This is a genomic window from Gemmatimonadota bacterium (assembly GCA_040388625.1).
Taxonomy (GTDB): domain Bacteria; phylum Gemmatimonadota; class Gemmatimonadetes; order Gemmatimonadales; family Gemmatimonadaceae; genus Fen-1247.
In genome coordinates, this window is the sequence record JAZKBK010000004.1 from 137,184 (window position 1) to 160,268 (window position 23,085).

Here is a 23,085-nt window from a genome sequence, read left to right on the forward strand (position 1 = left end):
CAGATGAGCGCTCCACGCCTGAGGTCGTCAAGTGCGGTAATCGTCGTGCTGGCGCCACTGCTCATCGCGCTCAGCGGCTGCGGCTCCAACGATTCCGGAACGGCTCCAGATACGCGCGCCCAAGTAGTGGATTCGATCACCGTCACCGCTACTGGCGCGCAGATCGCGGGTGGAAGTATGTCTCTAATCGTTGGAGACTCGGCACGCCTCACCGGCACGCCACGCAACGCGAGCGGGAACGTGATCGCCGGCAAGAATGTACAATGGTCTGTAGCCGATACCTCCATTGCATCGATCGCGCTCGACGGGTTACTGCGCGGCGTGCACAACGGAACGACGAGCGTCACTGCGAGAATCGACACCATGTCGACCTCAGTCGTCGTAACCGTAATCGTTCCGCCGGTTGCAAAGGTTGCCCTTACGCTGGGGAGCGCCAGCATTGCCGTTGGGCAAACAGATCAGGCGACGGCGTCGATAAGCGATGGGAGAGGAAATGTGCTAACCGATCGACCGGTCACGTTTGCATCCAGTGATACTACGGTCGCCACTATTGCGGCAACTGGACTTTTGACTGCGGTGAAACCGGGTGGCGCGACGATTACCGCGACGAGCGAAGGCGTATCCGGCACAGCACAATTACAAGTGGTAACCCCGATCGCCGGCGTCCCTTCACGCCTTGCGGCACAATCCTGGTCAATTATTTCTGCGCCAGCTGCCATCGCACTGCCTTCCGCGCCGAGGGTTGTCGTACTGGACGGGCTGGGGCAGCCTGTCGCGAACGTGCCTGTTGTCTTCGCCGTGACAGCGGGCGGTGGAAAATTGGTTCCGTCCGGGGGCATCGGAGCCAGTACCAGTGCCACGGTGACTACGGGACCGTCGGGGGTGGCGACGTCACCAAGCTGGACTCTCGGTCCAGATCCAGGCGTGAACTCCGTCAACGCAACAGTCGCCGGCATTCAGCCGATCACATTCACCGTCACGGCTACTCCGTATGCACCGCTAAAGATCGAACTCGTGGGCCCTCCAGCTAATACATTTAGCACGGACACGGCGGGCGTGGTGGTATGCGTCACTGGCTCACTGATTGGAAGTTGGTACACAGGCGCCGGCGTTCGCTCGGTGCAGGCATCGTACGGCAACGGACTCCATGCCAGCCTCGTCTGGGAACTTCCCGGTCCGCTAACGTGCGGCTCGAACCGGTGGGTTGGTGTCCTCCCGCTCGGAGCTGTGACGGCAGGTGCAGTGATCCCAATCACGGTAACTGCTGTGGACACCGCTGGCGATAGCGCGAGCGTGAGCACGTCAGTGATCTACAAGCCCGGCCCCGTCGCGATTGTATTCTGGTCGAGTCCGCCACCTTCCGCGCCGGCAGGCACCGTCGTGCAACTGTCCGTTCAAGTGGTCGACGCCAATCGACACGGAATAGCAAACATACCGGTCACTTTCACGGTTACAGGGGGTGGATCGATCGGTAGCGCAACGGTCATTTCCGGCGTTGAAGGCATAACAACCACGAATTGGACCTTGGGATCGACGCCGGGCACAAACGCGATAACCGCTACGGCGACGGGCACGTCGTCACTGACGTCTACCGTGGAGGGAACTCCGCCCTAACGCCCCCGCGGCAGCGTCAGTCTGAACGTCGACCCCACCCCTTCCTCGCTCTCCACCGTCAGATCTCCGTGCATCCGGCGCGCAAGATCTCGACTTATCGCGAGCCCCAATCCCGTGCCTTCCTTGGGATTCGCGAGGCTGCGGCCCACCTGTTTGAACGGCGCAAAGATCAGCTCCAGCTCGTCTTCCGGCATGCCGATCCCTGTGTCGCGCACCTCCACCCAGGCGTGATCTCCTTCCGAGCCGCACGCGAACGAGATCGTTCCCCCCTCCGCCGTGAACTTCACCGCGTTCGACAGCAGATTGAGAAGAATCTGTTCGATCTTGAGCGGATCCCCCTGCGCCAGGGGCGCTGCGTCGTGCACGTCAAACTTGACCGTAAGCTGCTTGGCGTCGGCCTGAGGCGTTATCATCGTCACGACCGACTCGACCATTTCGCACACCGACACCGTGGCACTTCGGAATTCGACCTGACCCGCCTCCAGACGGCTGAAATTCAGAATGTCGTTGATGACCCCGAGAAGGTGTGCCTGACTTCGTTGAATGCGCTCGAGATACACCTGCTGTTCCTCAGTCACAGGCCCGCTCACGCCCATCTGCAGCAGTTGCGCATACCCGCCGATGGCGTTGAGTGGAGTGCGCAGCTCGTGCGACATCGCCGCGAGGAACTCGCTCTTCGCACGACTCGCCGCTGCCACCGCCCGCCGCTGCTCCTCCAGCTGTTCAGTCCGGAGCTGAAGCTGCTCCGCCAGAGTCCGCATCTCGCCGGCGCGCACCTCGGCGTCCGCCCGGGCGGCCTCTTCGCGGGCAATCCGCCGCGCCCCTTCGAGCTCTCTCTCCTGCGCCAGGCGGCGCTCGGTGAGATCCCGGGTGACCTTGGCGAAACCCGTCAGCCGTCCGTCCGCGGTGCGCACGGCAGTTATGACGACGCTTGCCCAGAACCTCGAGCCATCCTTCCGGATCCGCCACCCTTCCTCCTCGTAGGCGCCGGTCTCGACCGCGATAGCAAGCTCGCGCGGCGGCTTGGTGTGCTTTTCGGACTCGGGGTAGAAGACGGAAAAGTGCTTGCCGATGATCTCGGCAGCGGTATAACCCTTGATCCGTTCGGCGCCCGCGTTCCAGGTGGTCACATACCCATCGGGATCGAGCATGAAGATGGCATAGTCCTTGACGGTGTGAACCAGGAGCCGGAATCGCTCCTCGCTCTCGCGTAGGTCATCTTCGCCCAGTTGACGCCGATCGCTGTTTTGGGCCGCCATGTTCCGGGTAAGGTCCATCTGAGCGGCCAGCGATGCAAGCCTTGATCCAACCCCAGTTCAAAGGCCGACGTCGAGTAATCGCATGGCGCGCTTGCGGCGGCCGCGCGCCCTCCATTAAATAGCTTCCGCTATTTTGCTTCCGCCGCGCACTCCCGGCCCACAGCATTTACGCCCGAGCCGATTCATCACGCGCGTTAATGAGCGGGGCCGGCGGCAGAAAATCCCAACGGGAGTGATACAGTCTTCGAACCCCAAGGAGGCACCAATGGGCGGCACGGAGAGGGTAACGCCAAGGCGCGAGTTCATGCGTAACGTGGGTGTCGGCGCAGCGGCGATTGCGGTATCTGCAGTCGGGCTGCGAGCCGGCGCCGAGCCGATACTGACCGGAAGCCCGGAAGACGAGGCATGGCTCAAGCGGCTCACAGGCAAACACCGGCAGGTGTTCGACGCCGTCAACCCGAACGACGGATGGGCGCTGGTCTTCGCGTCGAACTTCATCGACATGAACATGAAGGCGTACGGGCTCAAGCAATCCGACGTAACGGCCGTGATCGGGCTGCGTCACATGGCCGCGCCACTCGCACTGAATGATGCGATGTGGTTTAAGTACAAGATCGGCGAGATGCTCAAGATCGACGACAAGAGCACACACGCGCCAGCAACACGCAACGTCTTCTCGAACGTGAAGGCCGGCGACATGCCCATGGCCGGCGCGGGTGTCCAGGAGCTGCTCGCGCGCGGTGCAGTCGTCACGGTCTGCAATCTGGCGATTACCGTATTGAGCGGCATGGCTGCGACGGCAGCTGGATTGCCGCCGGAGAATGCGAAAGACGAGTGGACCGCCAATCTCATTCCTGGCGTGGTCGTCGTCCCCGCTGGTGTGCTGGCGGTCAATCGCGCGCAGGAGAACCGCTGCACCTACTGCTACGCGGGATGAGTTCGTACGAAGTGAGGGCGTGATTCCGTCATCAACGGAATCACGCCCTCACTTTCTCATGCAGACACGCGCCTGGTGTATCCGCCTCAGCGCGGATCCACATGCATGACCGCCATCATCCCCGCCCCCATGTGCTCGGCTATGTGACAGTGCAAAAGCCACGCACCCGGATTCGACGCGTCGATGAGCAGATCGACAGTCGAGCCAACCGGTATGAGAGCCGTGTCCTTCCACACGAGATTCGTGTTCGGCACACCATCGCGCGACACGACCAGCATCCGCTGCCCGTGAAGATGTATGGGATGCTGCATCGGATGGAATGACTTGGGGTCGTTGAATATCCTCAGCTTGACCACCGACCCCTGCCGCACGTGCCAGTCGATGTCCATGTTCTCCTTCCCCGTCGCATCGTCGCGCAGAATCCAGCGCACCTCCTTAGCCGTCGAGAGCCAGTTCATGTCGGGCATTCCATCCACCCATTCGACCGGCGCGAAGTACGCGGTGTCGATGCTCATGAACTGAACCGTCGCAAGTGGCAGCGCTGTACTCTGCATCGTGAGCGTTAGCTTCTTGTCGGGCGCCTTGTTGAAATACTTCCGGTACGGAGCGATGTCGCGCGACACGGCTGCGTTCGACCTGAGCGTCGCGAACTGGCGCCTGTAGTCGGGCGCCGCTGCCGAACTCGACACGGTTACCGTACCGAGCGTATCCACCTCCTGCTCGAACTCACCCTTGTAGTGGTTGATTGCCTGCACCGCGTTCACCAGCGCGTAACTACCGGGATGATCGAATCGTACTTCCACGACGTACCGCTCCGCCGGCGCGAGTACCACACTCGGCACCCACGCCTCATGCTCGAAGCGGCTCTGATCCGAAGCGACGACCTTTATCTGGGCCCCCCCGAACGAGATGTTGTACGTGCGGGAGTTCGCAACGTTCGTGAGATAGAAGCGCACCACGTCACCGGCGTGCGCACTCAGCGCGTAACGCGTTTCGCCATTGACGAGCAAGACGTTTCCGACGCGTCCCATCAACGCGAAATCTGGCGATTCCTTGCCGAACGGAATCAACGAGTCTGCGTTCACGAGCAAGTCGTCGAACATCAGTGCCTGCTCCTGATTCACAGGCGAGTAGTAGTTACGATCCGGTGAATCCACCAGCATGTTGCCGAACAGCCCCATGGGCTGCTCGATGTCCTCGCGCACGTGCGGATGATACCAGTACACTCCGGCATCGGGAAAATGCACCTTGTACACATAGCTTCCGCCGGGCGGTACCTCGGCCTGCGTTATGCCCGGCACACCGTCGTACTTGTTGTCCAGGCGCAATCCGTGCCAGTGGACGGTGCTGGGCAGGTCGATCCGGTTGTGGAACCGCACCGTTATCGTGGCGTTCTGCGGAACTCGAATCAAGGGACCCGGGACTTCTCCGTTGAAGCCGTACATCACGAACGCATGACCACGGACCGTGCGCCGCACGAGCATCGCAGTGAGATCCAGCGTGTCACCATCCTTGAGTCTCGCGACGCTGGAAGGCTTGACCGCGGGAAGGCTCATCGGATCCACACCCGCGCCGGGCAGAAACGATGACACGTTCGGAACGAGCCCGACCAGTCCGGGCATCATTGGCATTCCCGGTGGCATCGGGATCGGCATCGCCATTCCACCGTGCCCCATGCCGGACATCTGCATTCCCGCCATCGAATTGGTGTCGCTCGGCGTTTTCGCAACCGGCGCGGGCTTGCCAGTGTCGGCCTGCATTCCTGGCATCCCCTGCATGCCGGATGGAGGGACGTTCTTCGGCACGGGGGCGACGGGCTGCTGTGCCCCCGCGACGGTCAGCGCTGCGCACAGCACCGTCGCGAACGCGATCGGGATCCGCACGCTAGTACACTCCGCGAAACAACGGATGCGTCAGAAACGATTGCAGCCATCCGCTCGGCGACGTACCGTGCAGCACAGTCGGGCCCGCGTGTTTGAGCGCGGTGGAATCTGCCTCAGCCGTAACCACGAACAGGAATTTGTTCAGCTCGGCCTGACCGACGGTGCTCTTTCCGTTCGTGACAGTGCCAAGCCGAACCCACTTGTCGAGTTCGGGCGTAACCTCCCACGCGACGTAACTGTTGAATGCGCCGAGTTTCGCCGGCGCCGGCAATCCCGACGCCGTAACCTGAACGTCGTAACGGGCGCGGCCGTCTGCCGTGACTGCGACTCCGAATGGCGACGACGCATACACCAGTCGTGCCACACCGCGCGCGGCAGGCACGGACGGTGTGGCGAACAACGGGATGTCGAACGGCCCTGTGGGCCCCGCGAGCATCGTCACTACGACTGCGACAGACAGCCGCCTCCCGATAGACATCCCCACCTTCTCAAGAATCACTGATTCCCGTGCGTCTGGTGCGTGCTGGCCGCCGAAGCAGATGACGCCGATCGTGCCGGCGCGCCTTCCGGACCGTGATCGTAGTCCTGCACGCTCGAGATGTTCGGCATCCCGAAATCGTGACCGTTCCAGCCCTTGAATCCATCCATGCGGAACAACCAGAGACCGGTGCGCATGTCGGAGAGCGCGATCAGCCCGTCATAGTTCCGAACGTCGACACCGAACGCACCCTGCTCCACGCTTACAGTGCTCTCCCAGCCGTTGTCCGGCGTCCCGCCGAAGCCATGCTCGTGCACGCATCCGCACGTGAAGTAATAGCCATCAGTCTTTGGGTTCTTCGGATCCTTGAGATCGAACACCTGCATGCCGTCTTCATACGCGGAGACGAATACGTACGGCCATCGAACCTCGTGATTGTGCGACAGATCGCGCCAGTCCGCCGTCCATCCGCTGATGGGGAGATCGAGATTCTTCGTCTTGCCGGACTGCCCTTCGGAAAGATCCCAGATCTTGAGCGGCGTGTACTGATATTCGGTTTCGGTTACGGCGTAGTGTCCATCCGGAGATGGCGTGAACGTGTGCGCGATGTCCAGCCCGAGTCCTGTGATCGTGAAGATCTGCTTCGGTGCTTCCGGGTGCGTCACGTCCCACGTGGAATAGCCGCCGAGGCCTGCGCCGTAGAACTTGTCCTGATGCGTGGCGGGATCGTAGCCGACGTAGAAATCGTGATAGCCACCGGTGCCGATCTGCTTGAACGGCGTCGGGTTGGGAACCTTTCCGACGAGCCAGGTGCTCGAATCGGCGCCGCTCACGACCTTGTCCAGGTCGTACACGAGTGCGTACGGCTCGTTCACTGTCGCGAAATACAACACGCGTCCATCGGAATGCTTGTACGCAAAGGTGTTGTGAAATCCACCAGGTGATTGCGGATAACGAATGCGCGCGACGACTTTCACCTTCGACGCGTCCGGCAACCCCGTTACGTCGAATATGACCGCGCCGAGGTCCTTGTCAGGGCTTCCCTGCATGAATTGATACGACTGCGCGAAGTAGTACTTGTTGCCGATCTTGAAGTACTTCCCGTCCATTGCACCGATCCCGCGGTGCAGCTCGGGATTCTCGATGGTCCAGCTGTAGATCTTCTTTGGCTGTGACGGATCACGCACGTCGTAGATCTGCATGTCGAAGTTGGTGAAGCCGGACGCGTACACGTATGGACGCGACGGATCCTGTTCCATCTCGACGTCGGAAAGCTTCCACGCGCCAGGATGCGTGACAACGTGTCCGATCATGTGCATGCTCGCACTTCCGCCCTTCTTCTGATCGAATGGATGGACGGTCTGACCGGGATCCTGCGCGGCTAGCGCGGTAGTAGCGAGTCCGGCGAGAGTGGCCACAGCGAGAAGTCGACGCATCTATTGTTGCCTCGTGATGAATTGGACAGAGCTGGTGTCGCGGCTGGCAACCCGAGGCAGCCGGGGTCGCAACACATTGCTGCCTGATGACAGGGGGCGCGCGACGACGACTGTTTCGGAACCAGCCTTCGCGGCAAATGTGCGAGGCGGCATCGCAGGTCGCAAGCCGCTGCCCGCGAATCGGAAAACACGGCTGGCAGGCGAACGAAATCCCGTCCGTAGCATGACACTGCGGACGGGACGGAGGGAACCACGGACAGAGAGGGATTCGAACCCTCGATACGCTTTCACGTATACACGCTTTCCAGGCGTGCGCCTTCAACCGCTCGGCCACCTGTCCAACTGCAAGTCTCAACTACAAAACCACCGACAAAAAACGAAGCCGCCGTCCCGGTGCGTGACGGCGGCTCGAAAAAACGGACAGGGAGAGATTCGAACTCTCGATACCCTTGCAGGTATGCCGGTTTTCGAGACCGGTGCATTCAACCGCTCTGCCACCTGTCCAGATCGGGGTGGTGAGCCGCCGATTCCACAGCCTAGCAACATAGCCAGCCAGCACGGGCCAGTCAACGAAGCCAGTACCCACTTATCCACATGTAAGGACGGCCCGTTACCGTGGACTCGGCGCAACAGGTTGTCGAGACTGTCCCGCAAAGTGCCCAGGAACATCTGGCGGGAAGTTCGATGGTCCTGGCGAGCAAACGCATGGAGAACGTCGGCGCTCGCGCCTGTAACTGTTTGCCACCAAACGTTTTGAGCCACCCGCCCGGTGACGGCGCCCAGGACCGGCCCGGGATCGGTACGCGAGTTGCCAACTGTCGGCACGCTTCACCGAGCCCCGCACCTCCTTCGACGCTTCTTAACATCTCCGGAGAACGTTAATGCGTACGTCCCGTATCATCCGCACCACCTCCCTAACGCTCGGCTGCTTCCTCGCCGCGTCCCCGCTCTTCGCGCAATCGAACACCGGTGCCGGTATCGCGCCCGGTGCTTCGGATCCCAACTGGAGCGTCAGCTGGGCTGGCGCAACGGCCGGCCTCTCCACTGGTAGCGGCCAGGCCGTGGAAGTCGTCTCACCTCCAGGCGCCTGGGCAAACACGTCGCCGACCTCGTTCTGGATCAGCACCAACTCGTCCGCCAGCCTTCCCGGCGGTGCGGGCGACAACGTGCAGCGCTACAGTTACACCTGGACCGGCGACTTCACCAGCGCATCGACTTCACCGCTGCAGATGACGGTGTGGACCGACAACTTCTTCCACAGCTTCACGTTCAACGGCGTCACGACGACCGTGACTCCTGACCCGTCGCCCGGTGACTTCAGCCAGCCGACGCCACGCGTCTTCACTCTCGATCCAACCGCCGGCGCCAACACGCTCTCGTTGAGCACCACCGGCGATGGACAGACGGACGCCATCAACGTGAGCTTCACTTCGACCCCGGAGCCAAGCTCGATGGCCCTCCTCGGCACGGGCCTCGTCGGTCTGGTTCCGATGATCCGTCGCAAGCGTAAGATCTGAATCTCCGACGCTTCGGTTGATCGCACACAGCAAAGGGAGTCGCTCACACGCGGCTCCCTTTGCTGTTTTGATCACACGCATGTCCCGCGATGTTCAATCGCTGCGCCGCATCTCGAAGAATTCGGTGAGAACGGCGCCGCACTCGTTCTCGAGCGCGCCGGCCAGCACTTCGGGCCGGTGATTCAGCTTCGGATGCCTCAATAGATCGCCCACGGATCCAGCCATGCCCGCCTTTGCATCCCACGCGCCGAAGACGACACGGTCCACGCGCGCAAGCACCATCGCACCGGCGCACATCGCGCACGGCTCCAGCGTCACATACAGCGTACAGCCTTCCAGTCGCCAACTTCCCAGCGCACGCGACGCATCACGGATCGCAATCATCTCCGCATGCGCCGTTGCGTCGCTGTCACGCTGCGTTCTGTTGGCACCACGCCCGACGATCTCGTCGCCACGCACGACGACCGCGCCGACCGGAACTTCTCCGGCCGCCGCGGCCACGCGCGCGAGCTCGAGCGCCTGACGCAGGTACTCGACGTCGCGACTACTTGTTTGCGGCAGCTTCGCGCTCCGACTCGAACGTCAATCCGCGCGCGCCGTCAACTCCAACACGAATGGTGTCGCCCTCGACGAAGCGACCTTCCAGCACGGCCATCGCGAGCGGGTTCTGCAGCAGACGCTGAATCGCCCGCTTGAGCGGCCGCGCACCAAACGCCGCATCGTAACCCTCGTGCGCGAGATAGTGCTTCGCCTCGGGAGTGAGATCGATCGTCAACTTGCGATCGGCCAGCAGTTGATCCAGACGGTTGAGCTGAAGATCCACGATGCGCGTGATCTGCTCCTCGCCCAGCGGTCGGAACACGATTATGTCATCCACGCGATTCAGAAACTCGGGTCGGAACTGCTGGCGCAGCACCGAGATCACCTGCTCTTCCACGCGATCGAAATCGCCGCCGGTATTCTCGAGGATGTACTGGCTTCCGACATTCGACGTCATGATGATGACGGTGTTCTTGAAATCCACCGTGCGACCCTGCGAATCCGTGAGGCGCCCGTCATCCAGGATCTGCAACAATATGTTGAACACATCCGGATGCGCCTTTTCAATCTCGTCGAACAGCACGACAGAATACGGACGCCGCCGAATCGCTTCGGTGAGCTGTCCGCCTTCCTCGAACCCAACGTAGCCGGGAGGCGCGCCGATCAGTCGCGCGACGGCATGCTTCTCCATGTACTCCGACATGTCGATGCGCGTCATCGCCTGCTCGTCGTCGAACAGAAACTCCGCAAGTGCACGCGCAGTCTCGGTCTTTCCCACCCCCGTCGGTCCGAGAAAAATGAACGAGCCGATTGGACGATTCGGGTCCTGCAATCCTGCGCGTGAGCGCCGCACGGCGTTCGCCACCGCTTCGACCGCTTCCACCTGACCTATCACGCGACTCGCGAGCACGGATTCCAGCTTGGTGAGCCGTTCACGCTCGCCTTCCATCATCCGTGACACTGGAATGCCGGTCCACTTCGCCACGATCTCGGCAACGTCGTCGGCACCAACTTCTTCCTTGAGAAAGCGCGCGCCGCCGGTATTGCTCGACAGAGATTTCTCGGCGGTCGCCATCTGCTGCTCCAACTGCGGAATGCGTCCGTACGTAATCTCCGCGGCCTTGCCCAGATCGCCGTTACGCGTAGCCTGCTCGGCTTCCATACGCGCCTGCTCGATCTGCTGCTTGATCCTGCCGACGGCGCCGAGTGATTCCTTTTCCTGCTGCCACTGAGCCTTCATCGCGCTGGATTTCTCGCGCAGATCGGACAGGTCCTTCTCGATTGTGTGCAGCCGCTCGACCGACGCGGGATCCTTCTCCTTCTGCAGTGCCTGGCGCTCGATCTCTAGCTGCGTGACGCGACGCTCCACTTCGTCGATCTCCTGCGGCATCGAATCGATCTCGATGCGCAGGCGCGAAGCAGCCTCGTCGATCAGGTCGATCGCCTTGTCCGGCAGGAAACGGTCGCCGATGTAGCGATTCGACAGCGTCGCGGCAGCGACGACCGCACCATCGGTGATGCGCACGCCGTGGTGCGATTCGTAGCGCTCCTTGAGCCCGCGCAGAATCGCGACGGTGCTCTCGACAGTGGGCTCACCGACGAACACCGGCTGGAAGCGACGCTCGAGCGCTGCATCCTTCTCGATATACTTGCGATACTCGTCCAGCGTCGTTGCGCCGACGACGCGCAGCTCTCCGCGTGCGAGCATCGGCTTGAGCATGTTGCCGGCGTCCATCGATCCTTCAGCCTTGCCCGCACCAACGAGCGTGTGCATCTCATCGATGAATACGACGAACAGACCTTCGCTCTCCGTGATCTCCTTGAGCACTGCTTTGAGTCGCTCCTCGAACTCACCCCGGTATTTCGCACCAGCTATGAGCGCGCCGAGGTCGAGTGCGATGAGTCGCTTGTTGCGGAGGCTCTCGGGAACGTCGCCGTTGATGATGCGCGTCGCGAGGCCTTCGGCGATTGCCGTCTTGCCGACACCCGGCTCTCCGATCAACACAGGATTGTTCTTTGTCCTGCGCGAAAGCACCTGCACCACTCGGCGAATCTCCTCGTCGCGGCCGATGACGGGATCGAGCTTTCCCTTGCGCGCAGCCTCCGTGAGATCGCGCGTGTATTTCTGAAGCGCCTGGTACTGATTCTCGGGCGTCTGGTCCGTTACGCGGTGACTGCCGCGCACGGCCGCGAGTGCGTCGCGCAACGTCGCGTAGCTCGCGCCCGCGGTCTGAAGGAGCGTGCGGCTCTCCGTTCCCTTGACGTCGGCGAGCGCGAGCAGCATGTGCTCGGTCGATACGTATTCGTCGCCCAGTTCCTTGGCGATCGCTTCGGCGCGGTCGAGCACCTGGTTCAACTCTCGCGACACCGAAGGCTGGGCGTCGCTCTGCTTGGGGTATCGGCCGGCCTCGCCGAGCGCGGCCTGGCGAAGCGCCTGAACGCTTGCACCCACCTTCTGAAGGACGGGCACAACGATACTCTCGTCCTGGTCCAGCAGGGCGAGAAGAAGATGGAGATCGTAAACCAGCGGGTTGCCGGCCTGCCGAGCGCGCGTAACCGCGTCGTTCAGCGCCTCTCCAGACTTGACGGTGAGTTTGTCTTGGCTGATCATGCCCGAATAATGTGCAATCGCGATGCCTCGGATATCTGCCGAAACGGCAGAGGCGTGGGTCGCACCCCGTCATCCCTGCCTGCCGCATCGGGACCGCCGCAACATCCGGCGTCGCGCGCTTTCGCGTGGATGCCGGGCCCGGGGGAGAAGATTGCTTGCGGTGATTCCGCGCTAGTGTCGCGCCCGGTCGTGAGGGCGGAAGCACACGTCGATCATCCAGGGCGTCAGGTCCGACGTCACGGCCCGGATCGCATCGCGACTCACCGGCGTGCGAGCCTCGAATGCGGCAGTCTGAACGGCGGCCTTGAGCGTAACCAGCATCGTTTGCGGGGGCACGCCGGCGGCGAGCATGGCCATGCACGCCTCCTTCACAGCGGAGGAAACCTCGTCCCGTGTGGCGTCGTGCTCCAAGTGCCGGCGGAGCGTCGCGACCAAGGCAATCACTTCCGGGCTTTCGCTGGCCATGCAACATGGTTGCACCAAGTTGAATTTTGCGCCAGTGAAAAGATTCAACCAGGAGGCGAAGCGCGTCCCGACGGGTACGTTCGCGGGAACGCATACAGGGTGGAAGTGCTCTGAAGCGCTCTCGCGATCCGCCGTTCGCTCTGTATCTTCTGGACATGGAAACGGGTGGTGGCGGAGCCGCGGTGCCGCAGTGGCGTGCGCTATGTAACGATCAGGAGATCGGGCGGGCTCACTATCTGGACGCGGCGATGGCGCTCGCGCGCATCCACGCTGGCGTCGCGCTGGACTGGGCCGGTGATATTGCGACGATGGGCAGCATCGCCCGATTGCCGGACGGCCGGGTCTATCGCGTCGAACCGTCCGGCCCTCGCGAAGTTGCGAAGTAACGGCCAAGAGGCGGTGCGGCGCGAACGATCAGCCAACGGGGTGATCGACCGTGTCGTGGCCGTGTTCGCACCGTTCACGGCTCTGTCCAGACAGCTCCAGTCGATCTTTCAACTCGAGCGGCCACCGGCGGTGCGCGGAGAGCGCGGGCGACTGGAGATACTGCTTCGTGGGACCGGCATGAGCGACGCACCGCTCTCAGACCGTATCGCCACCGCGCAGCAGATTACCGATGCTGCCCGGCCGCTGCTGAGACAGCACAGCAAGCGCCAGCGCAGGCGCTACGCCGACCGCGCGATCGCCGTCATCTTTGAAGATGAGAAGGCAATGGAATCCGGCATCGCCACGTCGCGGTTCACATACGTCGCGCTGATGTCGCATGAAAAATAGGGGCCGCCGAATGTAATCATTCGCGTGCCCCTATCTCCCATGAATCATTTTTTTCGTCACCGGCCTTCCGTCTATCTCCAATCGATAGAGATAGATGCCGGGTGGCGCATCCTGCCCTGTCCGGGAGTTTTTCGCGTCCCAGTAACCTGTGTACTGTCCGCACGACAACTCCACGTTCTCCAATGGCGCCCCACCAGCGACGCTCCCGGTTCCACCTTGCAAAACGGGTACTGCCACAACCTGCGACAAGATATTGTACACCCGCAAGGTGACCCGGTAAACGCGACTCGGGTCCGAACACGTGGGATAATCTCCCACCGTGAAAGGCATCCGCGTCTCTGAAACGAAAGGATTGGGACTATTCTGCCCCAACTCCGATCCAGACCCGCGATCCCGTCCGGTCCCGGGCAAATTCGCCTGGCCGGCCGCCGATCGCGGCGCGAGCGCGCTGAATGCAAGCACCCCGATGAGTGCTGCCCAACGCAACTCCATTTCTTAACTCCAGGCTGACTAGAAAGTGTCCTTGAACTGACTCCTGAACGATTGTTCGACCGCGTACATCCTGCTCAAGCGCGAAGATACTGCCCAATAATCCGGAGCGCCAGAGCCGTTTCGACCGAACGTAATGATTTCCATGCGCCGGACCACCGGCCCTGTCCGGAACCTGCGACGCGACAAACCGCGAAGCTGTAACCAGAGCCTACCAAACACCCCCGGACGGTCCGATGTTCCGATCCCGCACGCTGACTGGCTACCTTCGAACGCCAGCTGGCGACGGCCCGCTATTCAGACGCTCTCCGACCATCCGGGGTTTCAACGAGACGGCTGCCCGACTCGCGACACACAGATGTGATGCACGTGTCACGCCACCAAGTCAGGCTTTGGCGCACCGCACTATCCGCGGGCGCGCACTGGGCTATCCACGCTGCGCGGAAGGCTGGGCGCCAAAGTCGCTCTCCCACGCAGCAAACGCGCGTAGCGGTCTGTCGTCGGAGACGACGTGCTCGCGCACGAATTCGCGCAGCAGACGCTGGTGCGCCCTTCCTTCCGCCGCACCGAGCCCCGTGACGACCTCTCCCGCCTGCCACCGCCGCAGCGTGTCGCGTGCGGACGGCGGAAGCTTGCGCACCACGGCGGCGAGTCGCGCACAATCGTCGCACAGCGCGCCACCGGCTGGATGCGAAAACGTCACGGTCGCGTCGCGCGATATCTCAGCGTGGCAACTTGCGCACACATCCAGCGACGGAGTGAAGCCAGCGTCGGCGATCATCTGCCACGCGCCCGCCAGCGCACGCTCCAGCACGGCATCACCGGACGCACCAGCGAGCGCGTCCAGCGTCGCCGACAGATCATCGAACATGACCGCATTCGCTTCGTCTCCGGCAACGCGAAGCGCCAGCTCGGCCAGCGCCGACGCGGCTGTGAAGCGCGACATCTCCAGTGCGAGTCCGGCGCGCGACGACGTCACGTCGAACGCACCAAGTGTGTGAAGATCGCGCGTGGGCTTGATGTAGATCTGCGCCTCACCCTCGGCGAAGAGATCGACGCCAGTTCCGACGCGCCCCCGAGTGCGCCGCGCACCCTTTGCAAGCACCGACTGCACGCCTGCCTCGCGCGTGATGAGTCGCAACACGCGCGATGTTTCCAGATAGTCGAAAGCGTGAAGAACTATCGCCTGCGTGACGACGAGCGGCATCGTCGAAATCTAATCCGGCGCCGCTCGCCGACCCGTCGCGTCAACCTGCAATCACCCCGTGATTCACCGCGTGGCGGACAGCTTCGCGCCGATCAGGATCGCGCGACCTGGCGCAGGGAAGTTGAATACGTCCTGGTACCGCCGATCCAGAAGGTTGTCGACGCGCCCCGTCAACGACACAGTCGTCCCGTCGGTCTGAAAGACGCGCATGCTGCCGGACAGGCCCAGCTTCACATATGACGCAAGAGTCACGGTCGGTGACGGAAACTGCGAGAAGTCCATGTCAGGACGCTTGCCCACGTAGTTGGCCGACGCCCCGACACTCCATTCGGCCGAGCGCGCATAGAATACCGACGCGGTCCCGGAATGGCTGGGCCGACGCAGAAGCGCGTCGCTCGGCATCTGCGAGCCTGCATAACCCGGCGGAACTGCGAACACCTGTGCGATGGTCTGCGTGTAACTCGCCGAGCCGGTGAAACCGAACGGTAACGTGGCGTCCACCTCACCCTGATAGCCCTTCGATCGCGCCTGCGTCAGGTTGCTGTAATACGACGGCGTGAGCTGTACGAGGTCCGGCGGACCGCCGAACGTTCCGGATACGTATTGAATCTGATTGCTGAATCGCTGGTCGAACCCACCGACGCTCGCGCGCAGTCGGCCACCGAACAACGTCTGCACCAGTCCTACGTCGAGCGAGTGCGATTGCTCCGGCTGCAGCAACGGATTTCCGATATTGAAAGCCGATCCCTGCGTCTCGTCGAACGACGGCGCGTTGAAACCGGTGCCGTATGCTCCGCGGAGGCGTGCGCCGGCCCACAGCGCCAGGGTCGCGCCAGCATGATAGGTGTTGACGCCGTGAAAATCCGAATGGTCGTCGTGGCGCGCGCTCAGATCGTAGGAGAAGAGCGACAGCGGATCCCCCTGCAGTGCGATGTAGTACCCGCGTGTGATGCGATGGTCGTCGGAACCGGGCGTCACGACGTTGGTTCCGGCGGCGGGAACCGTCGCGTAGTCGATGGTCACCAACCGTGACCGCTGCCCCTCGACCTGATACTGTGCGCCAACCGTTGCGGTGCCAAGCCTGCCCAGCGCTGCTTCGACACGGCCTTCCGCGAACCGGCGATAGCCGGCTGATGGCGAGGATGTCTTCGAGAGCGGCGCCGCCGGCACGCCCGACGCCTTGGTATCCTCGGACAATCCATGAATCTCGTTGTCGCCGCCAATGAGACGCAACCGCACGCTCGGCGCTACTCGGCGTGATGCGTCGAAACCAGTTACGAGCCTGTGCTCCCTGGTGTACGAGCTCGTATCGGTTGCTGCACCCGTGAAATCCGTTGGGAAGTGATATACGGACCCGGTGTATCGCGTGGTCAGGGATATTTCCGACTTTTCGTCGGGACGAAGCTGCAGCGAGCCGTTCAGATCGCCGTTCCGATATGCGTTGTTGAACGCGTACACTCCATCAGTGGCATGCCACCCGCCACCGATGGAGTATCCCGCTGCAGGCACGCCTCCCCGAAGCGATACGGATTCATCGTGCGAGCCGTATGTCCCGGCACGCGCGTCGGCGTCGAGCGTTGCGGGCCCCGCACCACGCCTGGTGAATATCTGAATCACTCCACTCACTGCGTCGGCTCCGTACAGCGCGCTCGACGGCCCGTAAACAATCTCGATCCTGTCGACGTTGTCCATCGAGAGATTCTCGAAGAATTGAGCTCCGCCCACCGAATTGATCGGCGTTCCGTCGATGAGCACCTTGGTATACCTGCTCTCTCCTCCACGAAGAAAGAGCGACGTTACGCCACCATAGGATCCGCTCTGGACCATTGTCGCACCCGGCGCTTCACGCAACGCCTCGGCGACGGTGACCACGCCGCGCGCGCGCAGCTCGTCGCCCCTGAGCACGGTAACCGGCTGGCTGAGCGCCGACGATGGCGTCGGGAGCTTCGTGGCAGTTACGATCACGGGTTCGAGCGCGGCGGTTGTATCCGCGCGCTGCGCCAGCGCCGTTGCGGGCAGCAGCGCAAGTAACGACAGTGTCAATTTGTTCATTGTATTTATATGTGTGTTGTCATGTTGATCGGCGTAACGGGACCAGCATCGGAGCGTTGACCGCCGGATCGCGAGTGACGACCAGCGGCCAGTCGTACACGCGCTCCAGCAACTCACCGCGCATCACCGCGTCCGGCGCTCCTGTCGCGACCACGGCGCCGTGGTGCAACAGGACCATCGATGTCGCGAAGCGCGCGACGAGATTCAATTGATGGCTCACGAGGAGCACGGCAGTGCCGGATTCCGCGAGAGACGACGCCAACTGAAAGATCTGCATCTCGTGGCCGACATCGAGAAACGACGTAGGCTCGTCCAGAACGAGCGCGTCGCCGCCCTGCGCAAGCGCGCGAGCAACCCGCACTCTCTGCCACTCGCCACCAGAGAGCTCGTCGGTGACTCTTCCCAGCAACGGCTCCACGCCGGCGCGTCGCGCAGCGGCTGACACCGCGTCGGAATCACCGGCCGCCGCTGATCCCCACGCACCAGTGTGGGGATAGCGGCCGAGCGCGATGTATTCGGCGACGTTCCGCGCGAACGTGGTGTCCTCACGCTGAGTCACGACGGCACATCGTCGCGCAAGCGCGCGACGGGGGATCTCCGCCACGTCTGTCCCATCGATCGTGATGCGGCCGGACACGAGCGGAACACGACCGAGCAGTGCCCGGACGAGAGTACTCTTCCCGCTGCCGTTGGGACCGACGATGGCCGTGACCGCGCCACGTTCCGCACGCAGCGATACGCCCGTCACAACGGGGTTTGCGCTCGAATCGTACGCGATGGTGACGTTCTCATACGCGATCACCGCATCCTCCTGAGCTGAATCAGAAAGAATGGAACGCCGAGGACCGCCGTCACGGCGCCGAGCGGAAGCTCCGACGGCGGGATTACGACGCGCGCGAGGAGGTCGGAGGCGACGACGAGCGTTGCGCCGATTATCGCGCAACCGGCGAGCATCGCGCGCTGCCGCGACAGGCCGAACGCGCGTGCCATGTGCGGTACTACGAGTCCCACGAATCCAATCAGGCCAGCGGCCGCAACCGTTGCCGCCGCCAGTAGCGCGCTCGCCAGAAACGCGCGTCGGGTGGCGCGGTGCACGTCCACGCCAAGCCCTGCGGCCGAGTCCTCGCCCAGCGTAAGCACGTCGATCTCGGGTGCGTAGGCAACGAGGTAGGCGACACCGGCCGCGACGTACAATCCCAGCCATGCGACCGTGTACCACGTTGCGTCTGCGACGGAGCCCATCATCCACCACAGCGCGCCACGAATCGTATTCGGCGAAACGTTTGCGAGCAGGATCATGATCAACGCGTTCGCGAATGCACCCACGACCACGCCAGCCATCAGCAACACGCGAACGTCTGTGTGACCGGATCGTCCAGCCCCGCGCGCAACGCCGATGGCGAGCAGCACGGCAACGCCTGCACCGACGAACGCGAGCAGTGGCCACAGCGCCGACGATACGCCCAGCATCATCGCGGCCACGGCGCCGACCGCTGCGCCGCCCGACACGCCGAGCAGATACGGCTCAGCGAGCGGATTGCGAAGCGTCGCCTGCAGAGTCGTGCCACTGGTGCCGAGCGCGACACCAACGAGCGCTGCGAGCACGACCCGTGGCAACCTGAGCGTCACGACGATGGAGTGCACCGCCGCCGGTGCATGATTGGCGAGCGCCGCGAGCACCTGCATTGGCGAAAGCGATACGGTACCGAGCGCGACGCCGAGCACGCAAACCGCGCCGAACAGCAGCGTGCCGATCCACCAGTGCCATGCGCGATGGACGATCATGGCAGGACGATCCCCGGATGCAGAGCACGCGCGAGCACCGTCGCAGCAGATCCCATCTGCACTGACGGCCTGAGAATCATGGTGAGCGGAATCCGGATCACATGTCCCTGCGCGATCGCCGGAACGGCCTGCCAGACACCGCCGAGTGGCGAGTCGCTTCCGCCTTCGCCGCCGCGAATCACAAAATCCGGATTGCGCGCTATCACGTCTTCGATCGAGACGATTGGCGACGGCTGCGGCAGATATGCGTACACGTTGTGCGCACCGGCGATGGTCAGCAGCTCGTTCATGAAGCTTCCACCGCCGACCACCATCGGCGACGTGTCTATCATCGGCCACACGACGGTCGGTTTGCGCAGCGCACGCGTTGCGCTCGCCACTCGCCGAAGCGACGCAGCCACAGTGTCCAAGACGACGGCTGCGCGCGCGCTGTCGCCGAGGACTCGACCCAGCAGTCGTACAGAGCGATCGAAGTCGGCGATCCGATCGATTCGGAGAGAAATCGTGCGTATGCCCGCGCTTTCCAGCCGCTCTGCGGCCGCGCGGTTGTCCTCGCTAGCGTACAGCAGCACGAGGTCGGGATGTGCGGCAACTATCTTCTCGACGTTGGGCCCGATTCCATTTCCCATGTCGGGGATAGTCCTGGCCGAGTCCGGCCATTCGTCCCAGTGTGATCTGCCTATGAGCAGCGATCCCGCGCCGATTGCAAAGATCGTCTCCGTCGTCGTCGGATTGAGTGAGACGACGCGGCGGGGATGCGTTGCGAACGAAATTGGACGCCCGAAGTCATCGCGAACGGTCGGCGCAACGCCGCTCGCCGGACTGCGTGACGCGGCAGCGTTGCGTGTCGAGTCTCGCGTGCAGGAGGCGGAGAGAATCGCAAGCGCGGCGCACGCGGAGATCCCGATTGCGGATCTGTACAATGACTTCGCTGTCGCGCCGAGACTGACGGTCCTGAAACGCAAAACGGGCATCCTTTTTCGAAGGAAGCCCGCAACGTATGCACGAGATCGACAGGCGACGACGTACAACGCCACCAGCCCTCCCCCGAGGGTCTGTAAGATGTGGCGCGGACGAAGGTCGTCTCCTGGCTCCGGGCCGTCGCATCTCCCTTCCCGGCCAGCTCAGCCAGTGGGACCTCAGATACGCTTACTGCCCGTTACAGTGGCGGGGCCGCGCCGGCATTTCACCGGCTTCCGTGTCCCCCGACCGCGAAAATCAATTATGTGGTGAAGCTACCTGCGCCTGAGCGCGCGCGCAAGCGTCACCGTCATTGCGCCCCCGATCAGGAGCGTCAGTCCGGCGACGAACAGGAGCGCCGGTGGTTGTTTCACTTCGGGAAGGTTCACGACCGCGACCGCATTTGCCGGAACGTCCGACGCGAGATATCGTCGGAACTGATGGCCTTCTATCGCGACTGGAGCGACTGTGGCCAGTCGCGCACCGCTCGCGACGCCGGTCGAATCCTCGACGAGAACCTCGAACACGACCGCACTCTGCTCGAACGGAATCTTGAGCGGAAATGCATCCGCCGGCAGATCATAGTGAAATGCCAGCTGCTTCATGCCGGGTGCGAACGGCGCGTACACGAGTGCGCGCGAATTCGCGAAGCGTACCGCCGCCGCCGGAATGTCACCGTCCGCCACCACCGGCGTGCGTGCCCCAGACGGAAGTCCCGACGACCATACCGCGCCTGCGTCCGACTCGTTCGGCGCGACACGCGTTACCGAGGTATCGTTGGAAAGCTCGAACACTTCGGTGACTGTACGCAAACCATCGGGTGCTGCGCGACTCACTATGATGTGCCGCCCACGGATCGTCATCGGCACGCGATGCGAAGTCGTGTCGAACACGACTATCTCCGCGTCGCCCCCGCTTTCGTCGCCTGCATTCAGCGGGTGCGAAAAATACGCGACACCATCGTGCGATGAGGAGACAAAGTAGATCGCATCGGTGACGCCGGTGCGCTTGTACCTGAACGTGTAATGACCCGATCCGTTGGTGTGCGTGGAGTCCACCGGGCCCGCGTGATCGGTGCCGACGCGATGCAGCGTGACCCACGCGCCGGCCACCGCAACGACGGAATCGCCGCCCGGTTTGACGACGCGGCCAGAAACGCTCGAGCTTTCCTGAGCGCCGCACACTGCCGCAAACATTAGCGCGAAAAGCGCGCTGAGAATCCTAGAGCCGGAACTTGCCAAAATCTTCCGGCCTGAGGTTTTCGAGATATGCCTTGAGCTGTTCCGGCGACATCGGCCTGAATTCCGGATCCACCTGAAGCTCCGCAATCGTTTCCGATTCATCCAGCACTGCCGTGGTGAGTAGATCATCACTGACGAAAATCGGCGCGTTGAATCGCAGGGCGAGCGCGATGCCATCGGACGGGCGCGCGTCCACCACGACGCTTCCATCGCGACTGGCCAGTTGCAGCTCGGCGTGGTAAGTGCGCGCGACTATGCGCGTCACGCTCACGCGCATCAGAGTCGCACCCAGCTGCGTGATGATGTTCTTGCACAGATCGTGTGTGAGCGGCCGCTCGCGATGCATCTGATGCATCTCGATCACGATCGACTCCGCTTCAGGCTGGCCTATCCAGATCGGCAACAACCGCTCGCCGCCCTTCTCCCGGAGGATCACGACGTACGCATTGGAAGTACGATCCAGCCCGAGGCGCATTACCTCGACTTCGAGCAGTGCCATGGCTGGAAGATAATGGCCGGGATCGTGTGTCGTCATCCCGCCGAAAGCCGGATGACGACCTCCACGCGCCCGGCTTTAGCTAGACTGCCTTCTTCAACGCCGCCGCGCGATCCGTGCGCTCCCACGTGAACAACGTAGCAGCGTTCCGTCCGCGTCCGATCTTTTCCGGCGTCCGGCCAAAGTGACCGTACGATGCCGTGGGGGTGTAGATCGGCTTGCGCAGATCCAGCGCAGTGATGATCCCACGCGGCGTGAGGTCGAATACCTCGCTCACTGCACGAGTGATCGCCGAATCAGGCACCGTGCCCGTCCCGAAAGTGTCGATCGCCACCGACACCGGCCGCGCAACGCCGATCGCGTAGGCGAGCTGCACCTCGCAGCGGCGCGCCAGCTTTGCGGCGACGACGTTCTTCGCAACCCAGCGCGCAGCGTAGCACGCTGACCGATCGACCTTGGACGGATCCTTGCCCGAGAACGCACCGCCGCCGTGCCGGCCCATTCCGCCGTACGTGTCCACGATGATCTTGCGTCCCGTGAGACCAGCGTCGCCCTGCGGGCCGCCGATCACGAAACGACCTGTCGGATTGATGTGATACTTGATGCCGCGTCCGCGCATCTCCTTCGGGATGTTCGGCTCGATCACCTCCGACATGATCGCCTGGCGCAGCCGACGCGTCGATATGTCGTCGCTGTGCTGCGTCGACACGACCACCGTATCGACCGCTACGGGGATGTGATCTTCGTACACGACCGTGACCTGCGCCTTGCCGTCCGGACGCAGCCACTTCTTTCCGCCCGCGCGACGGTAGTTCGCAAGCGCGTGCGTGATGCGGTGCGCCAGCTGGATGGGAAGCGGCATCAACTCCGGCGTTTCGTCGCTGGCGTAGCCGAACATCATTCCCTGATCGCCGGCGCCACCTGTATCGACGCCCTGCGCGATATCGGGCGACTGACGGTCGATCGTGCTCATGACCGCGCACGTCTTGCAGTCGAAACCGAACGTCGCATCAGTGTAGCCGATGCGCGCGATCGTCTCGCGAACGATGTCCGGCACTGGCACGTACGTGTCGGTCGTGATCTCGCCAGCGACAACCGCAAGACCAGTCGTCACGAGCGTCTCGCACGCTACGCGGGCGGTCGCATCATCGGTGAGGATCGCATCCAGGATCGCGTCGGAAATCTGATCGGCGATCTTGTCGGGGTGGCCTTCGGTTACGGATTCGGACGTGAAAAGATGGCGTTCGGACACAATATCATTGATAGGGGCGAGACGGGGATGACCTGCTACCAGCCCGATGGGCGGGAGGGCCGACTATTTCCGTCAAGCCGGATGAACGG

General features: G+C 62.8%; 20 protein-coding genes, 2 tRNA genes and 1 riboswitch. Of the genes, 5 read left to right on the plus strand and 17 right to left on the minus strand.

What is annotated here, in order from left to right; genetic code table 11:
- Positions 1–3: 3 nt before the first annotated feature.
- Positions 4–1,614: an Ig-like domain-containing protein gene (locus V4529_09130; protein ID MES2358492.1), complete on the plus strand. Its 1,611-nt coding sequence runs from the start codon at positions 4–6 to the stop codon at positions 1,612–1,614.
- On the opposite strand, the gene V4529_09135 is transcribed toward V4529_09130, so the two are convergent.
- Positions 1,611–2,873: a PAS domain-containing sensor histidine kinase gene (locus tag V4529_09135; protein ID MES2358493.1), complete on the minus strand. Its 1,263-nt coding sequence runs from the start codon at positions 2,871–2,873 to the stop codon at positions 1,611–1,613. The two genes, V4529_09130 and V4529_09135, sit on opposite strands and share 4 nt — an antisense overlap.
- 265 nt (positions 2,874–3,138) lie before the next feature.
- Between V4529_09135 and V4529_09140 the strand changes: the two genes are divergently transcribed.
- Positions 3,139–3,810 carry a Tat (twin-arginine translocation) pathway signal sequence containing protein gene (locus tag V4529_09140; GenBank protein ID MES2358494.1) on the plus strand — a complete coding sequence of 224 codons (672 nt, stop codon included), beginning with the start codon at positions 3,139–3,141 and terminating at the stop codon, positions 3,808–3,810.
- Between the two features lie 86 nt (positions 3,811–3,896).
- On the opposite strand, the gene V4529_09145 is transcribed toward V4529_09140, so the two are convergent.
- From V4529_09145 to V4529_09165, 5 genes are all read right to left on the minus strand, one after another.
- Positions 3,897–5,693 (minus strand): multicopper oxidase family protein, encoded by a 1,797-nt coding sequence (locus tag V4529_09145; GenBank protein ID MES2358495.1) that lies wholly within the window; start codon positions 5,691–5,693, stop codon positions 3,897–3,899.
- A gap of 1 nt (position 5,694) precedes the next feature.
- Positions 5,695–6,171, minus strand: a complete 477-nt coding sequence (locus V4529_09150; GenBank protein ID MES2358496.1) for a hypothetical protein — start codon at positions 6,169–6,171, stop codon at positions 5,695–5,697.
- 17 nt (positions 6,172–6,188) lie between these two features.
- On the minus strand, positions 6,189–7,607 hold the full coding sequence (locus V4529_09155) for a hypothetical protein (GenBank protein ID MES2358497.1): 1,419 nt from the start codon (positions 7,605–7,607) through the stop codon (positions 6,189–6,191).
- A 253-nt stretch (positions 7,608–7,860) separates the two neighbouring features.
- Positions 7,861–7,947, minus strand: a tRNA-Ser gene (locus V4529_09160).
- Positions 7,948–8,024: 77 nt separating this feature from the next.
- Positions 8,025–8,111: transfer RNA gene (locus tag V4529_09165), tRNA-Ser, on the minus strand.
- A gap of 377 nt (positions 8,112–8,488) precedes the next feature.
- On the opposite strand from V4529_09165, the gene V4529_09170 reads away from it, so the two are divergent.
- A complete protein-coding gene (locus V4529_09170) occupies positions 8,489–9,124 on the plus strand; it encodes a PEP-CTERM sorting domain-containing protein (GenBank protein MES2358498.1) in 636 nt (211 codons plus the stop codon).
- Positions 9,125–9,217: 93 nt separating this feature from the next.
- Here V4529_09170 and tadA read toward each other — a convergent pair whose 3' ends face one another.
- The 3 genes from tadA to V4529_09185 form a co-directional block, all read right to left on the minus strand.
- Positions 9,218–9,685, minus strand: a complete 468-nt coding sequence (gene tadA / locus V4529_09175; protein ID MES2358499.1) for a tRNA adenosine(34) deaminase TadA — start codon at positions 9,683–9,685, stop codon at positions 9,218–9,220.
- Complete coding sequence (gene clpB / locus V4529_09180) at positions 9,669–12,275, minus strand: ATP-dependent chaperone ClpB (GenBank protein ID MES2358500.1); 2,607 nt, start codon at positions 12,273–12,275, stop codon at positions 9,669–9,671. The genes tadA and clpB overlap by 17 nt, the downstream gene beginning before the upstream one ends.
- A 171-nt stretch (positions 12,276–12,446) precedes the next feature.
- A complete protein-coding gene (locus V4529_09185; protein ID MES2358501.1) occupies positions 12,447–12,740 on the minus strand; it encodes a hypothetical protein in 294 nt (97 codons plus the stop codon).
- A gap of 155 nt (positions 12,741–12,895) precedes the next feature.
- Between V4529_09185 and V4529_09190 the strand changes: the two genes are divergently transcribed.
- Positions 12,896–13,126, plus strand: a complete 231-nt coding sequence (locus V4529_09190) for a hypothetical protein (protein MES2358502.1) — start codon at positions 12,896–12,898, stop codon at positions 13,124–13,126.
- A gap of 13 nt (positions 13,127–13,139) precedes the next feature.
- Positions 13,140–13,514, plus strand: coding sequence for a hypothetical protein (locus V4529_09195; GenBank protein MES2358503.1), 375 nt, complete (start codon positions 13,140–13,142; stop codon positions 13,512–13,514).
- Positions 13,515–14,430: 916 nt separating this feature from the next.
- On the opposite strand, the gene recO is transcribed toward V4529_09195, so the two are convergent.
- The 8 genes from recO to metK all read right to left on the minus strand — a co-directional run bounded on the left by recO (position 14,431) and on the right by metK (position 22,999).
- A complete protein-coding gene (gene recO / locus V4529_09200; GenBank protein MES2358504.1) occupies positions 14,431–15,210 on the minus strand; it encodes a DNA repair protein RecO in 780 nt (259 codons plus the stop codon).
- Positions 15,211–15,273: 63 nt separating this feature from the next.
- Complete coding sequence (locus tag V4529_09205; GenBank protein MES2358505.1) at positions 15,274–17,262, minus strand: TonB-dependent receptor; 1,989 nt, start codon at positions 17,260–17,262, stop codon at positions 15,274–15,276.
- 19 nt (positions 17,263–17,281) lie between these two features.
- On the minus strand, positions 17,282–18,064 hold the full coding sequence (locus V4529_09210) for an ABC transporter ATP-binding protein (GenBank protein ID MES2358506.1): 783 nt from the start codon (positions 18,062–18,064) through the stop codon (positions 17,282–17,284).
- Positions 18,061–19,047, minus strand: a complete 987-nt coding sequence (locus V4529_09215) for an iron ABC transporter permease (protein ID MES2358507.1) — start codon at positions 19,045–19,047, stop codon at positions 18,061–18,063. Before V4529_09215 ends, V4529_09210 begins: the two co-directional genes overlap by 4 nt.
- Positions 19,044–20,021, minus strand: a complete 978-nt coding sequence (locus V4529_09220; protein MES2358508.1) for a helical backbone metal receptor — start codon at positions 20,019–20,021, stop codon at positions 19,044–19,046. The genes V4529_09215 and V4529_09220 overlap by 4 nt, the downstream gene beginning before the upstream one ends.
- 108 nt (positions 20,022–20,129) lie before the next feature.
- A riboswitch (cobalamin riboswitch) is annotated at positions 20,130–20,245 on the minus strand.
- Between the two features lie 37 nt (positions 20,246–20,282).
- Entirely contained in the window at positions 20,283–21,203 is a 921-nt protein-coding gene (locus V4529_09225; protein MES2358509.1) for a hypothetical protein, read from the minus strand.
- A 25-nt stretch (positions 21,204–21,228) separates the two neighbouring features.
- Positions 21,229–21,747, minus strand: a complete 519-nt coding sequence (locus V4529_09230) for a bifunctional nuclease family protein (GenBank protein MES2358510.1) — start codon at positions 21,745–21,747, stop codon at positions 21,229–21,231.
- A 79-nt stretch (positions 21,748–21,826) separates the two neighbouring features.
- The gene (metK, locus tag V4529_09235) at positions 21,827–22,999 is read right to left on the minus strand and encodes a methionine adenosyltransferase (GenBank protein ID MES2358511.1); all 1,173 of its coding nucleotides are present in this window, start codon (positions 22,997–22,999) and stop codon (positions 21,827–21,829) included.
- Between the last annotated feature and the right edge of the window lie 86 nt (positions 23,000–23,085).

What these genes read in the sequence shown, in the direction of transcription:
- V4529_09155 (MES2358497.1), bottom strand. Translation starts at nt 7,607, where the DNA reads ATGCGTCGACTTCTCGCTGTGGCCACTCTCGCCGGACTCGCTACTACC.
- V4529_09230 (MES2358510.1), bottom strand. Translation starts at nt 21,747, where the DNA reads ATGGCACTGCTCGAAGTCGAGGTAATGCGCCTCGGGCTGGATCGTACT.
- clpB (MES2358500.1), bottom strand. Translation starts at nt 12,275, where the DNA reads ATGATCAGCCAAGACAAACTCACCGTCAAGTCTGGAGAGGCGCTGAAC.
- V4529_09150 (MES2358496.1), bottom strand. Translation starts at nt 6,171, where the DNA reads ATGTCTATCGGGAGGCGGCTGTCTGTCGCAGTCGTAGTGACGATGCTC.
- V4529_09205 (MES2358505.1), bottom strand. Translation starts at nt 17,262, where the DNA reads ATGAACAAATTGACACTGTCGTTACTTGCGCTGCTGCCCGCAACGGCG.
- V4529_09190 (MES2358502.1), top strand. Translation starts at nt 12,896, where the DNA reads ATGGAAACGGGTGGTGGCGGAGCCGCGGTGCCGCAGTGGCGTGCGCTA.
- V4529_09130 (MES2358492.1), top strand. Translation starts at nt 4, where the DNA reads ATGAGCGCTCCACGCCTGAGGTCGTCAAGTGCGGTAATCGTCGTGCTG.
- V4529_09225 (MES2358509.1), bottom strand. Translation starts at nt 21,203, where the DNA reads ATGTTTGCGGCAGTGTGCGGCGCTCAGGAAAGCTCGAGCGTTTCTGGC.
- V4529_09140 (MES2358494.1), top strand. Translation starts at nt 3,139, where the DNA reads ATGGGCGGCACGGAGAGGGTAACGCCAAGGCGCGAGTTCATGCGTAAC.
- recO (MES2358504.1), bottom strand. Translation starts at nt 15,210, where the DNA reads ATGCCGCTCGTCGTCACGCAGGCGATAGTTCTTCACGCTTTCGACTAT.
- V4529_09135 (MES2358493.1), bottom strand. Translation starts at nt 2,873, where the DNA reads ATGGCGGCCCAAAACAGCGATCGGCGTCAACTGGGCGAAGATGACCTA.
- V4529_09170 (MES2358498.1), top strand. Translation starts at nt 8,489, where the DNA reads ATGCGTACGTCCCGTATCATCCGCACCACCTCCCTAACGCTCGGCTGC.
- V4529_09215 (MES2358507.1), bottom strand. Translation starts at nt 19,047, where the DNA reads ATGATCGTCCATCGCGCATGGCACTGGTGGATCGGCACGCTGCTGTTC.
- V4529_09220 (MES2358508.1), bottom strand. Translation starts at nt 20,021, where the DNA reads ATGCCCGTTTTGCGTTTCAGGACCGTCAGTCTCGGCGCGACAGCGAAG.
- V4529_09185 (MES2358501.1), bottom strand. Translation starts at nt 12,740, where the DNA reads ATGGCCAGCGAAAGCCCGGAAGTGATTGCCTTGGTCGCGACGCTCCGC.